General features: G+C 66.5%; 10 protein-coding genes. 3 read left to right on the top strand and 7 right to left on the bottom strand.

The annotated features are described in order from the left end of the window. Nucleotides 1–56 precede the first annotated feature (56 nt). Complete coding sequence (locus AB4Y68_RS10895) at nucleotides 57–344, bottom strand: accessory factor UbiK family protein (protein WP_441455683.1); 288 nt, start codon at nucleotides 342–344, stop codon at nucleotides 57–59. 174 nt (nucleotides 345–518) lie between these two features. On the opposite strand from AB4Y68_RS10895, the gene lgt reads away from it, so the two are divergent. From lgt to pgeF, 3 genes are all read left to right on the top strand, one after another. Then, nucleotides 519–1,397: a prolipoprotein diacylglyceryl transferase gene (gene lgt / locus AB4Y68_RS10900; RefSeq protein ID WP_441455685.1), complete on the top strand. Its 879-nt coding sequence runs from the start codon at nucleotides 519–521 to the stop codon at nucleotides 1,395–1,397. A 143-nt stretch (nucleotides 1,398–1,540) separates the two neighbouring features. Continuing rightward, nucleotides 1,541–2,644 carry a class I SAM-dependent methyltransferase gene (locus tag AB4Y68_RS10905; RefSeq protein WP_441455687.1) on the top strand — a complete coding sequence of 368 codons (1,104 nt, stop codon included), beginning with the start codon at nucleotides 1,541–1,543 and terminating at the stop codon, nucleotides 2,642–2,644. After that, the gene (gene pgeF, locus AB4Y68_RS10910) at nucleotides 2,641–3,411 is read left to right on the top strand and encodes a peptidoglycan editing factor PgeF (RefSeq protein WP_441455688.1); all 771 of its coding nucleotides are present in this window, start codon (nucleotides 2,641–2,643) and stop codon (nucleotides 3,409–3,411) included. Before AB4Y68_RS10905 ends, pgeF begins: the two co-directional genes overlap by 4 nt. A 177-nt stretch (nucleotides 3,412–3,588) precedes the next feature. Here pgeF and lpxC read toward each other — a convergent pair whose 3' ends face one another. The 6 genes from lpxC to AB4Y68_RS10940 form a co-directional block, all read right to left on the bottom strand. After that, nucleotides 3,589–4,488, bottom strand: coding sequence for a UDP-3-O-acyl-N-acetylglucosamine deacetylase (gene lpxC, locus AB4Y68_RS10915; protein WP_441455690.1), 900 nt, complete (start codon nucleotides 4,486–4,488; stop codon nucleotides 3,589–3,591). A 201-nt stretch (nucleotides 4,489–4,689) separates the two neighbouring features. Continuing rightward, nucleotides 4,690–6,264, bottom strand: a complete 1,575-nt coding sequence (ftsZ, locus tag AB4Y68_RS10920) for a cell division protein FtsZ (protein WP_441455692.1) — start codon at nucleotides 6,262–6,264, stop codon at nucleotides 4,690–4,692. A 258-nt stretch (nucleotides 6,265–6,522) separates the two neighbouring features. Next, a complete protein-coding gene (locus AB4Y68_RS10925; protein ID WP_441455693.1) occupies nucleotides 6,523–9,891 on the bottom strand; it encodes a TonB-dependent receptor domain-containing protein in 3,369 nt (1,122 codons plus the stop codon). 293 nt (nucleotides 9,892–10,184) lie between these two features. Further along, nucleotides 10,185–11,510 (bottom strand): cell division protein FtsA, encoded by a 1,326-nt coding sequence (gene ftsA, locus AB4Y68_RS10930; RefSeq protein ID WP_441455694.1) that lies wholly within the window; start codon nucleotides 11,508–11,510, stop codon nucleotides 10,185–10,187. A gap of 25 nt (nucleotides 11,511–11,535) precedes the next feature. Further along, on the bottom strand, nucleotides 11,536–12,396 hold the full coding sequence (locus tag AB4Y68_RS10935) for a cell division protein FtsQ/DivIB (RefSeq protein ID WP_441455696.1): 861 nt from the start codon (nucleotides 12,394–12,396) through the stop codon (nucleotides 11,536–11,538). Continuing rightward, nucleotides 12,384–13,322 (bottom strand): D-alanine--D-alanine ligase, encoded by a 939-nt coding sequence (locus AB4Y68_RS10940; RefSeq protein ID WP_441455698.1) that lies wholly within the window; start codon nucleotides 13,320–13,322, stop codon nucleotides 12,384–12,386. Before AB4Y68_RS10940 ends, AB4Y68_RS10935 begins: the two co-directional genes overlap by 13 nt. Nucleotides 13,323–13,346 lie beyond the last annotated feature (24 nt).

Below are 13,346 nucleotides of genomic sequence, written 5' to 3' on the forward strand. Positions count from 1 at the left end.
CGGGGGCCGCGACTCACGACCTGCAAACGAACGGTAAACGTGTTCGGAGATTCGGCTCAACCGGCTGTGTCGGCGTCGGGCGCCGCGCCTGTGGACGTTCCGGCCGAAGAGTTTTTCCCGGGCGTTTTCTGAGCCTTAAGCTCGGCGATTTCGGCGCGAAGGGCGGCGATCTCGTCCTTCAGCACATCGAACTCATCGCGACGGACCAAATCCATCTCGGCCACGAAGCGGTCGGTCTGGGCGCGCCAGGCGGCCTTGGCCTCGTCGCCGGCCGCCTGGGCCAGGCCCATGGCGCCCGTGGTCAGCTTGGCGAACTCGTCGAGGATCGGATTGCGCGTCTGCATGATGAAATCTCGCGTCTCTGCCACACCAGTATATGGTTAATGGCGTCGTAAATTGGGTGAACGAAACCTTTCCGTCCGAACCGGCTATAAACTGCTTCGCTGGAAAAGCGCGCGACGAATGCAGTCTCGCTTGCTAGACGACGAAGGGTTCAAAACGGCGCTGACGGAGGCCCTGTGCCCTTCCCCGAATTCGACCCTGTCCTGATCCATCTCGGCCCCCTGCCCATCCGCTGGTACGCCCTGGCCTATGTCGCCGGGATCGTGCTGGGCTGGTGGTACGCCTCGCGTCTGGCCAAGACGGAGCGGCTGTGGTCGCCGGGCAGGCCGCCGGTGACGGGGCCGCAGTTGGACGACCTGGTGCTGTGGATCACGTTCGGCGTCATCCTGGGCGGGCGTCTGGGCTACGCCCTCTTCTACAAGCCGGCCATGTTCGCCCAGTTGTTCACGGGTCAGAACCTGGGCGAGCGGCTGGAGCTGCTGCAGCTGTGGACCGGGGGCATGAGCTTCCACGGCGGCTTCCTGGGCGTCGTCGTCGCGCTGACGCTTTACGCCAACCGCCAGAAGATCAATCCGCTGAGCCTGGGCGACCTGATCGCCCCGGTCGCGCCGCTGGGCCTGTTCTTCGGCCGCATCGCCAACTTCATCAACGGCGAGCTGTGGGGCCGCGAGACGACGGTTCCCTGGGCCATCCGCTTCTGCAACGCCCGCATCGAACAGATGTACGGCTTCTGCCCCGCCGGCAACGAGCCCCGCCACCCCAGCCAGCTCTATGAGGCGGGCCTGGAGGGGCTGCTGCTGTTCGTCGTCCTGTCGCTGGCTGTGTGGAAGTGGCGGATGCTGAAGCGTCCGGGCTTCGTCACCGGCCTCTTCCTGCTGGGCTACGGCGTCTGCCGCGCTGCGCTGGAGAACGTGCGCCAGCCCGACGCCGGTCTGGAGCATCTGCCGCTGGGCCTGACCATGGGCATGATCCTGTCGACGCCGATGATGCTGGTCGGCGTCTGGCTGATCTGGCGAGCGCTGAAGAAGCCGGTCGTCACCGCCTCTACGGATTGATTTTCCTCGTCATTCTCGGGCTTGTCCCGAGAATCCAGACACGCGACGAGTCGCACTCAAGACATGACGCCCCTATGTCACGCCTTGAGTCCCTGGATCCTCGGCACAAGGCCGAGGATGACGGGACAAAGAGAACACGCGACATGAGCCACGCCGCACAGCCCACCACGACAGAGACCCTCAAGGACCGGCTGGTCCGCGAGATCGTGCTGACGGGGCCGATGACGGTGGCGGACTATGTCACCCGCTGCCTGCACGACCCCAGGGGCGGCTACTACGCCACCCGCCCCGCGCTGGGGGAAGGCGGCGACTTCATCACCGCCCCTCTGGTCAGCCAGATGTTCGGCGAACTGATCGGCCTGTGGGCCATCGAGGTCTGGAGCCGCCTCGGCGCGCCCGAGCGGGTGCGGCTGGTCGAGGTCGGACCCGGCGACGGGACGCTGATGTCCGACATGTTGCGCGCCGCCCGGCTGGTTCCCGGCTTTCTCGAGGCCGTGGACCTGATCCTGATCGAGCCGAGCGCGCCGCTGCGGGCCGAGCAGGCGCGGCGGCTGGCCGACGCGGACGTCCATCCCCGCTGGCTCAGCGCCCTGCATCAGATCGAGACCGACGCCCCGGTCATCCTGATCGCCAACGAGGTGCTGGACTGCCTGCCCGCCCGCCAGTTCATGAAGACCGAGGGCGGCTGGGCCGAGCGCCGCATTGGCGTCACCGACGATAATGAGCTGACCTTCGGCCTGGTCGCCATTTCCGGCGGTTTCGAGCGGCCCGAGTATGACGTGGAGCCGGGCCAGGTCGTCGAGATTTCGGAACAGCAAGCCGCCTTCGCCCGCGATCTGGCGACCCTGGTCAAGACAGCCTCGGGCGCGGCCCTGCTGATCGACTATGGCCGCAGCAGACCCGGCGCGGGCGACACGCTCCAGGCCCTGCGACGGCACCAGAAGGTCGATGCGCTGGAGACCCCGGGCGAGGCCGACCTGACGCAATGGGCCGACTATCCGCTGGTGCTGGAGGCGGCCGTGCGCAGCGGCGCCGACGTGACCGGCTGCGTCGGCCAGGGCGCTTTCCTCAAGGCCCTGGGGATCGAAGCCCGCGCCCAGCGGTTGATGCAGGCGCGCCCCGACGCCGCGCCGGTCATCCAGCGGCAGCTGGATCGCCTGACCGCGCCGGACCAGATGGGCGAGCTGTTCAAGACGGCGGCGATCTTCTCGCCCCGCTCTCTGGCCCTGCCGGGTTTTGAAGCATGAGTTTGACGCCCATCACCCACCCCCTGCTGGACAAGGCCGGGGTGCGCCACGGCTTCTTCACCCGCGAGGGCGGCGTGTCGGAAGGCCTCTACGCCGGGCTGAACACGGGCGTCGGCTCCAACGACGATCCGGCGCGCGTGGCCGAGAACCGTCGTCGCGTGGCCGAATGGATGGGCGGCGGCGCCGACGACCTGTGCGGCTGCTATCAGATCCACTCCGCCGTCGCCCGCGTGACCGACGCCGGCTGGAAGGGCGAGCGCCCCGAAGGCGACGCCGTGGTCACGGCCGTGCGCGGTCCGATCTGCGCCGTCCTGACCGCCGACTGCGCGCCGGTGCTGCTGGCCGACGCCGAGGCCGGCGTGGTCGGCGCGGCCCACGCGGGCTGGAAGGGCGCGCTGGGCGGGATCATCCACTCGACCGTCGCGTCCATGGAGGCCCTGGGCGCGAGCCCTGCACGCATGGTCGCCGTGGTCGGCCCCTGCATCGCCCAAGGCTCCTATGAAGTCGGCGCGGACTATCAGGAGCGGTTCGCCCACCACGACCCCGGCAGCGAACGCTTCTTCGCCCTCGGGCCTGCGCCCGACAAACGCCTGTTCGACCTGCCCGGCTTTGTTCTGTGGCGACTGGAGCAATCCGGCGTCGGCGAGGCCGCCTGGACCGGCGAGGACACGCGCGCGGACGCGGCGCGGTTCTATTCGAACCGTCGGGCGTTTCTGGCGGGAGAGCCGGACTTCGGGCGGTTGATGAGCGCGATCACGCTCACCTGATCCTTCTCCCCTTGAGGGAGAAGGTGGGCGCCGAAGGCGCTCGGATGAGGGGTGTGAGCGCGATGATCGAGTACGAAAAGCACTGAAGCCGGGCCTGAGCATCGAAGGGCGCCGCCGACACCCCTCGTCATGCTGCGCACGACACCTTCTCCCTCAAGGGGAGAAGGAAGGCTTGGTTCAGCCCGCCATCGCCAGGTCGAAGACGCGTGTCGTTTCGCGCCAGGCGTCGGGCTGGGCCAGCAGGGCGCGGACCAGCTTGTTGTTCAGGGCGTGGCCCGCCTTGACGCCTTCGTAGCGGCCCAGCAGGGGCGCGCCCAGGACGTAGAGGTCGCCGATGGCGTCCAGGGCCTTGTGGCGCACGAACTCGCCTTCCATGCGCAGGCCGCCGGGGTTCAGGATCTCGTCGCCGTCGATGACCACGGCGTTTTCCAGCGAACCGCCGCGGGCCAGACCGGCCTGACGCAGGGCCTCGACCTCATGGGCGAAACCGAAGGTGCGGGCGGCCATGATATCCGAGCGGAAGGTCGCCTCGTCCACGACGAAGTCCACCACCTGATTGCCGATGACCGGCGTCGGGAAGTCGATCTCGAAGCGCATCTCATAGCGGTCGCAGGGCAGCAGGACGGCGGACTTGTCGCCCTCCTCCACCCGGATCGGTTTCAGGATCTCGATATAGCGGATGGGGGCTTCCTGACGGCGGAAGCCGGCGCGGTCCAGCAGTTGCACGAACTGAAGAGCCGAACCGTCCAGGATCGGCAGCTCGGGACCGTCGACCTCGATCACGGCGTTGGACACGCCCAGCGCGCACAGCGCGGCCATCAGATGCTCGATGGTCGACAGGCGCACGCCCGCCGCATTCTCGATCATCGTGTTCAGGCGCGCGTCGACGACGGCCTCGCCCGAGACAGGGATGCGATTGTCGCGGTCGGTCACGTCGGTGCGGACGAAGACGATGCCTGCACCGGGCGCGGCCGGGCGCACGACCAGCTTGACGCGCTGGCCAGTATGGACGCCGACGCCGGCGCAGATGGCCGGGGCGACGATGGTCTGTTCGTGATGGTCGTGACGGACCGGCAAGCTGGAAACTCTCTGGGCTGCGCGCCCCCGCCTCTGACGTGCGGAGTTCGCCTCACCTGTCGTTTACCCACGACCGCTCAAGCACGAAATGAAAGATGGGTTTCGGATTGTTTCGGTCCGGCGCGACCCAGTTTCATGGCTGAAACAAAGAAAAACGCCCCGGAGCCTGGCTCCGGGGCGTTCGATCAGCGTCTCTTCCGCTCAGTTCGCCAGGCGGCGAAGGAAGGACGGAATCTCGAGGTCGTCGTCTTCGGCGTGACCTGCCTGATAGTCCTGCGTCGGCTGGGCCGACTGGGACTGACGCAGTTGCTGGGTCGTGCGGTTCGACGACGGCTGCGGCGCATAGGACGGCTGCTGCTGCTGTTGCGGCTGCTGGCGCTTCTTGCCGAACAGGCTCCAGCCGCTGCGACGATGATCACGGTCGTCGTAGTATTCTTCTTCAGCGACCGGCTGCTGCTCTTCGCGGCGCGGGGCCGGACGGGCTTGCGGCTGTTGCGGCTGGCCGCGATCGAAATAGAGGTCGCCTTGCGAGGCGGCGACAGGCTGGGCGCGGACGGCGCCGGATTCGTATTCCTCGACCCAGGGGTCGACGATCGGCTCCAGATTGCGGGGCGCGTCGTGGATCACCGGCTCAGGGCGCGGCTCGGGCGCACGGGCGGCCGAGGCTTCATAGGCGGAGGCCGGCTCGGGCGCGCGGACCGGTTCGCGCACCGGCTCGATGCGGACTTCGGGCTGGCGCGGCGCGGCGGCGTGGGTGGTCGGGCGACGGTCCGAGAAGGCCGAACCTTGCGGCTCGATCTTCTGGATGACGGCCTCGTCCATGCCGGTGGCGACGACCGAGACGCGGATCTTGCCGTCCAGAGCGGGGTCGAAGGCGGCGCCGAAGATGATGTTGGCGTCGCCGTCCACTTCGGCGGCGATGGCGTTGGCGGCCTCGTCCACTTCCAGCAGGGTCATGTCCAGACCGCCGGTGATGTTCACCAGCACGGCCTTGGCGCCCTTGAGGCTGGTCTCGTCCAGCAGCGGGTTGGCGATGGCGTTCTGAGCCGCCAGCAGGGCGCGGTCGTCGCCCGTGGCCTCGCCCGTGCCCATCATCGCCTTGCCCATTTCGGACATGACGGCGCGCACGTCGGCGAAGTCGAGGTTGATCAGGCCGGGCAGGATCATCAGGTCGGTGATCGAACGCACGCCCGAGTGCAGCACCTGGTCGGCCATGCCGAAGGCGTCGGCGAAGGTGGTGCGCTCGTTGGCGACGCGGAACAGGTTCTGGTTCGGAATGACGATCAGGGTGTCGACGTAGCGTTGCAGCTCGGCGACGCCCGAGTCCGCCAGACGCATGCGGTGACGGCCTTCGAAGGTGAAGGGCTTGGTGACGACGCCGACGGTCAGGATGCCGCGGTCACGAGCGCACTTGGCGATGACCGGGGCCGCGCCGGTGCCGGTGCCGCCGCCCATGCCGCAGGTGATGAAGACCATGTGCGCGCCGTCCAGGTGCGCGTGGATTTCGTCAGCGCTCTCCTCGGCGGCGTTCATGCCGACTTCGGGGTGGGCGCCGGCGCCGAGGCCCTGGGTGATGGTCTCGCCCAACTGGATGCGGCGGTCGGTCTTGGCGAAGCTGAGGTGCTGGGCGTCGGTGTTGGCGACGACGAACTCGACCCCTTCAAGGCCGGCGTCGATCATGTTGTTCACGGCGTTTCCGCCCGCGCCGCCGACGCCGAAGACGACGATCCGGGGCTTCAGTTCCGTGTGTTGCGGCTTCACCAGCGAGAGAGACATGATTGTTGTTCCGACCTTCCGACCCTTGCCCGTTAACCCCAGTGCGAAATCCCCGCCGAATCGCATTGGTTATGAGCGCGTTAAGCAAAACCCTGTCTGCGTTAACGAAGAGTTACTCCGGTAATATGAGTCGGCTGATTTGACAGCCCGCTTCCGCAGCTTGGCCGCAGATTTCCTTCATTTTTTAGGCTGTTGGCGTCCAAAAGGAAAAAGGGCGGCTCTTGCGAGCCGCCCTTTCCGTTTCAGATCGAACCGAACTTACCAGGGACGGTAGTTCAGGCCGATGAAGTAGCGCGTGCCGTAGGGGTCGAAGTTCGGATACAGGGTAAATCCGAGCTGCGGCGCCGGCTCGGCGTCGAAGGCGTTGACCACGCCGGCGCGAACCGACAGGTCCTCACGAACGTTCCAGCGCACCGTAAAGTCGTGACGGGCGAAGTTACCCGTGTCCATGTACTGGGGCAGGCGCGAGTCGGCGTTGTTGACCAAGGTGCGAGCAAAAGTGATGTTCTGAGCGGTCTGCCAGTCCATCGACCAATTCACACTCCACTTGTCGTTCGGCGTCCAGGTCAGCGAAGACGTCATACGAACCCGCGGATAGGTCAATAGACTTGCCGATTCCGTGTAGTCGTTCGGGTTTTGGGCGTTGTTGAAGTTCTTCTGCTCGATCAGCCAGGTGCCGTTCAGGCTGTAATTCAGGCGGCCCAGCTGAAGGCCCAGAGTTTCCTCCAGATCCATCGAGTAGCGGGCGTTGAAGTCCAGGCCGCGCGTGGAGCGCTTGGCATAGTTGATCGAACCCTGGATGTAACCCCCGATCGGGTCGCCGGTCGGGGCGCCGACACCAAACGGCACGTTCGGGTTGTTGCGGAAGACGGTGGCGCAAGCCGCCGTGTTCAGGGTCGAGCCGTTGACGCAGTTCTCTGCCGCAACCGTCGACGTGACCGCCGCGATGACGTTCGTCAGCTCGATTTCAAAGTAGTCGAGCACCAGGCTGAAGTTCGGGATGAAGCGCGGTTGCAGCACCGTCGAGAAGGTGAAGCTTTCCGACTCTTCCGGCTTGAGGAAGGGGTTGCCGCCGCTCACGCCAGCGATGCTGGACGTGCTGTAGAGCAGACCAAAGTCATCGGTGTTCGTCGGCGTGGCGCCGGCGAAGTCGAAGGTCAGGCCTTGCTGAGCCGCCAGAGCGGTACAGTTTTTGATTCGGTTATCGCGATACTGAACGTTGGCCGCCGCGTTGATGTTGGCCGTGGTGCAGGGATCGCCCGAACCGAAGAAGGTGAAGGTCTGGCTATACGGCCGGAAGCTTTCGAAGAGGTTCGGCGAGCGCAGCGAGGTGTTGAAGCTGGTCTTGAACGTGATGTCCTGGATCGGACGATAGATCAGGTTGACGCCGTAGACGTCGCCCGAACCGGTCGTGGTGTAGTCGAAGTAGCGGTACGAGCCGCTCAGCTCAGCGTACTCACCGAGGAAGTTGTCGCGGAACAGCGGCACCGACAGCTCAGCGAACACTTCGTTCGACTCGTACTGGACGCCCGGCATGTCAGCGCCGGTGTTCAGGAACAGGAAGCGGTCGCCAGTTTCGCGATCGCGTCCCGTGGCTTCCGTGTACTCGCGACGATATTCCGCGCCCACGGCGATGCCCAGAGCGCCGGCGCCCCAGAAGTCCCACAGCTGGCCGGAGACCGAAGCCAGGGCTTGCTCCTGCTCGTTCCGTTCCGTCACGCCGACTTCGGCGTAGAGGTACTTCAGAGCCTCGGCGCTTTGGTTGCCGGCGCCGAAGATGTTCAGCGGCTGGCACTCATTGATCGCCGCCTTGCCGACGGCCGAATCGCGCACGTCGCCGCCGCGGATGTAGTCCGTAATCGGACGTCCTTGGGCCTGGAGCAGTTGCGCGCGGCAAACGATCTGGCCTGCGCGGCCAGCGACGATGCCAGCGGTATCCACGACCGCGTCCGACGCGAATGCCATGCGCTCGACATCGACGCCGTTCTCACGGTTGACGACCTCGACCTGACCATAGGTGTAGCCGATGTCCCACGAGACGTTCTTCACGAAGCCGACGCGATCATGATTACCGTCGAACGAGATGACGCCGCGCCACAGATCGCGGGTGTTCAACTGGCTACGGTCAGGACCGCGCAGCGCCGAGCGGGCATAGGGAGCAGCAGCCGTGCCGAGCAGTTGCCCCGGCAGGTCCGCCGTCGGCTGGCTGTAGATGTTGATCCGGTTGTTCTGGATCGCCGTCTTCAGGTTCGCCGGCATATAGGCGTTGTCGCTGAGGCGGATATCATAGGCGCTGCTGCCCCGGATCTGCGAGATCGAGGTCGCGGCAGCACGGTCCGAGATGAAGATGTCGAAGAAGGTCGGCTGACCTTCGTCGAAGGTCTTCTCGGTCACATACTTGGCTTCAAGGTGCGCGTTGATCGAATCGGTGATCTTGTAGTGGGAGCCGACTTGGTAGCGCTGCGATTCCGAACGCGGAACCTGCGAATACTGGCCGTACTCCGAGGCCAGCTCACCGTCCCCGCCGACGTTCAGAACGCGTTGAATACCGGTGCCGACCCGCGTGCCGAAATCAGCAAGGCGCGCGCCCGTTCCGTCAAAGACGTAGGAGTATCCGGGGTTCAGGGCCGTACAGTTGGTGTTGGTGTAGTTGGCCGTAGCCGGGTTAGCGCCGACCGTGCCGCAGCTGCTGTACGGGAGATCCGGGTCGTTGAGGGGGCTGCCGGGCTGGTTGTTCGCCAGGTTGACAATGCCCCAGCGCAGACGTTGCATCGTCCTCAGATTGCTGAACAGGGTGGTGTCGATAATCCCGTCATAGGGATTGGCTACCGTATCCGCGTCGGTGGTCACCAGGCTGGTCGAGCGCGCCAGCCAGTCGACCTGGTTGGTGCGAACTTCGTCCAGCTTCTCGTATTCGGCGAACCCGTACAGGTTCAGGCGGTCGTCAAAGAAATTCTTGCCGAGCAGCGCGGAGATACGCTTGTTGCTTTGCCCACCCTGGTTCTTCTGGCCGTAGTTGCCGTCGATCTCGAGACCTTCGAAATCCTTGCGCAGGACGAAGTTCAGCACGCCCGACACAGCGTCGGCGCCATAGATCGAGGAGGCGCCGCCGGTGACGATTTCGACATTCTGGATCAGCAGGCGCGGAATGGCGTCGACATCGACGGACAGCGTGCCGCCGTTGGAGCCGACGTGACGGCGTCCATCAACTAGCGTCAGCGTGCGGCCCGAACCCAGCGAGCGCAGGTTGGCGAACGACAGACCACCATCCCCCAGCCCCGAACCCGTGGTGTCGGACGGCACGACCGAGTTCGACAGGGCCGGAATCGTGGCCAGATAGTCGATCATGGTGTTCTGACCGGTAGTCAGCAGCGTCTCGCGCGAGACCTGGATCAGCGGCGTCGGGGAGGTGGTTGGGTCGCGACGGATGCGCGAACCGGTGACGACGATTTCATCGACCGTCGTGCTCTCTTCGCGCTGTGCGGCAGGCGCCGTCTGAGCGAAGGCCGGAGCCGAAATGGCGATGACGCCGGCCAGGACGGTCGTCCCGAATAGATAGTTGCGCTTCAGGTGCATTTGTATTTGGCCCCAACCTTGATTGAACTGCAGCACAGCGGAATCACGCAAGGCGACCCACATGTCAGATCGTCCCGTCTAATCGAAAATGCCGCACGGACAAGCTTTGTGACCCAAATCAGGCCATGGGGCGTCAAACGTGTAACAATGAGGACACAGTCTGGTCATACATGACCGATGATCGTTCCTTGAGCGTAGATCATTCTTCAGTTTCGAGAAAAGCTGCACGAATGATGCACGATTTTTCGCAATCAAACATGTGGGCGCATCTCGCAACCAGACGACGTGCGATCAAATAGGACCGTAGTAGGGCGAGTTTCGTCGCGGGTGCAGCCGCGTCGCGACTAGAGGTTGTCGCGCAGCCACCCTGCGGCGCGGGCCACCATGCCGCCGCGGTGCACCTTGGGGGCGTCGGCGGCGGTGATCTGACGGGACATCAGCTTGCGGGCGGAGACGGCCTCGCGCGGGCCGTAGGCGGCGCGCAGCAGGACGCCCGAGGCCGAGCAGAAGGCCGGGCCGGAGGCGGCGTCGGCCAGGTGGGGAGCGCGTTGCGGCTTGCCCAGGCGGACCGGGCGGTCGAAGACGCGCACGGCCAGCTCGCGCACGCCGTTCAGCTGGCTGGCGCCGCCGGTCAGGACGATGCCCGCGCCGGGGTCCATGCCGACGCCGGCGTGCTTCAGCCGGTCGCGCAGCAGTTCGAGGGTTTCCTCGACGCGCGGGGCGATGACGGTCTTCAGCATGGCGCGCGGGACGATGACGGGACCGGCGGACGGGTCCTCGCCGCGCGGCGGAGCCTCCAGCATCTCGCGGTCCTCGTTCGCCGACGCCATGGCCGAGCCGTGCAAGGTTTTCAGGCGTTCGGCGCCGACCTTGGAGGTCGACAGGCCGCGCGCGATGTCGGCGGTGACGTGATCGCCGCCGACGTTCAGGCTTTCGATATGCAACAGGCTGCGCCCGCCCCAGACGGCCGCCGAGGTCGAGCCGCCGCCCATGTCAATGCAGACGCTGCCCAACTCCATCTCGTCTTCTTCCAGCGCGGCGAGCGAGGAGACGACGGGGGCGGCGGCCACGCCTTGAAGATCAAGGTGGGCCAGTTCGAGGCAGTGGCTGAGGGCGCCGAACGCCCCTTCGGCCATGGAGACGACCAGCAGGTCGAGGCCCAGCGAACCGCCGCGCATCGAACGGGGATCATGCACGCCGCGCGCCCCGTCCACCGACCAGGCGATGGGCAAGACGTGGATCGGGCGGCGATTGGGCAGGCGGATCTGGGCCAGGGCCATACCGATGGCGCGGGCCAGGTCGCCGTCGCTGATCGGATGGGCGCCCAGCGAGACGCGGGCCTGGACCCGGTGGCTGGCCATCTGGCCGATGGCCGTGGTGACGATGACGCCGGAGACGGGCGAGCCGGCGGCGCGTTCGGCGCGCTCGACCGCATGGCCGATAGCCTGGGCGGCCTCGTCCATGTTGACGATGGCCCCGCCGCGCACCCCGCGCGACTGGACGTGGCTGGCCCCCGCGACGCGGATGGTGCGGTCGGCGTGGCGCACGCCCTCGGGCTTCATGATGAAGCAGGCGACCTTGGACTGGCCCAGGTCGAGCGCGGCCACGGCCGGTGCGCGCGGGGCGCCCTTGGTCTGGTCCGTGTTCGTGTCTCGGCTGCGTCCGGCCATGATGCGTGTGTCCTGGGTATTCGTGTCAGACGGCGCCTTCGGAGGGCCGGACGGCGACCTCCTCGGGCGTGCGGAGATCGACCCGGGCGAAGCCCAGGTCGAGAAGGCGTTCGCGCTGATCCAGGGCGTCGAGACGGATCAGGGCGCTGTCCTGATCGACGGCGGGCAGCTGGATCAGGCTGCCGTCCTTGAGCCGCAGGTCCCAGCGGCGCTCGTCCACCCGGACCAGAGCCTCGATGCGCGCCATCAGGCGCGGACGCTGGGCCAGAAGCGGCAGGATTTCAGACGCGGTCTGATCGGCGCCCTTGCCGACGACCAGCGGCAGCCTGGGATAACGGCCGGCGTCGGCGCCCTGGATCACCTGACCCCGGCTGTCGATGACATAGGCCTGGCCGGCGATCTGCCAGACGGCCAGACGGTCGTGTTCCTTGACGTCCACGATCAGGGTATCGGGCAACAGGCGCACCACGCGCGCCTCCTTGACCCAGCCCACAGCCTGCACCCGGTCGCGCACGGCGTTGAGGTCGAGGCTGACGATGGGCTGGTCGGCGCTGACGCCGACGGCCTGTTGGATCGCCGCCTTGGCCTCGGGCGAGGCGCCGGTGACGTGGACCTGCTTGACCTTCAGGCCCATGCCCGAGGTGACGCTGTCGAACTTGTTGGAAACCGAGTTGGAGATGCGCTCGGCCCGCGCGCCGGTGGCCAGGACCCCGCCCAGCACCGCGACGCCCGCCACGATGGAGATGACAACGGCGCGCGGAGACAGGTCCAGCCGACCGATGGCGGCGACCTTGCCCGGCGTAGCCGGAGCGTTACGGGAGCCCTTTTGTGGCCCCTTACCCTTCGTCGAACCCTGTCGCCGACCGCCACGCACTACCGCGGGCATGAGGCGTCCTCCACCATCCACCGAACCAGATCACGATACGCCATCCCGACATAGGCCGCCTGCTCGGGACTGAGCGAGGTCGGCGTCATGCCGGGCTGGGTGTTGACCTCCAGAAGAACGAGAACGTCGTTAACATCGTCATAACGGAAGTCGGATCGCGACACGCCGCGGCAGCCCATGGCCGTGTGGGCCAGCTCCGACTGGCGCAAAGCCGCCTCGAAGACGTGGGCGGGCAGGCCTTCGGCGGGCAGGACGTGCTTGGAGCCGCCCGGCGCATATTTGGCTTCGTAGTCGTAGAAGCCCTTGGTTGGGGTGATGTCGGTAACGGTCAGGGCGCGCGGGCCGGCGGCCTCGCCCAGAACCGTGACGGCCAGTTCCTTGCCCGCGATGAAGGGCTCGACCATGACCAGATCGCCATAGGTCCAGCTGTCGTCGCCGACGATGGCGCAGGGCGCGTCGCCCGGCTGGATGACATAGACGCCGACGGAGGAGCCTTCGGCGTTCGGCTTGATGACATAGGGGGGCGCAATCACGTGGTCCGCCGCCACCGCCATACGGTCGAACAGACCGCCGCCAGGAACGATGACGCCCGCCGCGCGCAGCACGGCCTTGGACTTGTCCTTGTCCATCGCCAGGGCCGAGGCCAGGACGCCGGAGTGGGTGTAGGGGATCTTCAGGGTTTCCAGCACGCCCTGGACGCAACCGTCCTCGCCCCATTCGCCGTGCAAGGCGTTGAAGACGACATCGGGTTTAAGGGCGGTCAGCACCTGGGCCAGGTCGCGACCGGCGTCGACGCGCGTGACCTTGGCCACCTGCCCCTCCAGGGCGTCGGCGCAGCCGCGGCCGGACGACAGCGAAACCTCGCGTTCCGACGACAGGCCGCCCATCAGGACAGCGACGTGGAGGGTGTTCAGGGGCGCGCGCATGGGACGATCCGACTACTAGCCCGC

This window comes from Brevundimonas sp. 2YAF1 (assembly GCF_052114745.1).
Lineage (GTDB): Bacteria > Pseudomonadota > Alphaproteobacteria > Caulobacterales > Caulobacteraceae > Brevundimonas.

Bases quoted from the DNA above. Each gene is read 5' to 3' on its own strand.
- AB4Y68_RS10895 (WP_441455683.1), bottom strand. From the start codon at position 344: ATGCAGACGCGCAATCCGATCCTCGACGAGTTCGCCAAGCTGACCACG.
- AB4Y68_RS10905 (WP_441455687.1), top strand. From the start codon at position 1,541: ATGAGCCACGCCGCACAGCCCACCACGACAGAGACCCTCAAGGACCGG.
- pgeF (WP_441455688.1), top strand. From the start codon at position 2,641: ATGAGTTTGACGCCCATCACCCACCCCCTGCTGGACAAGGCCGGGGTG.
- ftsZ (WP_441455692.1), bottom strand. From the start codon at position 6,264: ATGTCTCTCTCGCTGGTGAAGCCGCAACACACGGAACTGAAGCCCCGG.
- ftsA (WP_441455694.1), bottom strand. From the start codon at position 11,510: ATGGCCGGACGCAGCCGAGACACGAACACGGACCAGACCAAGGGCGCC.
- AB4Y68_RS10935 (WP_441455696.1), bottom strand. From the start codon at position 12,396: ATGCCCGCGGTAGTGCGTGGCGGTCGGCGACAGGGTTCGACGAAGGGT.
- AB4Y68_RS10940 (WP_441455698.1), bottom strand. From the start codon at position 13,322: ATGCGCGCGCCCCTGAACACCCTCCACGTCGCTGTCCTGATGGGCGGC.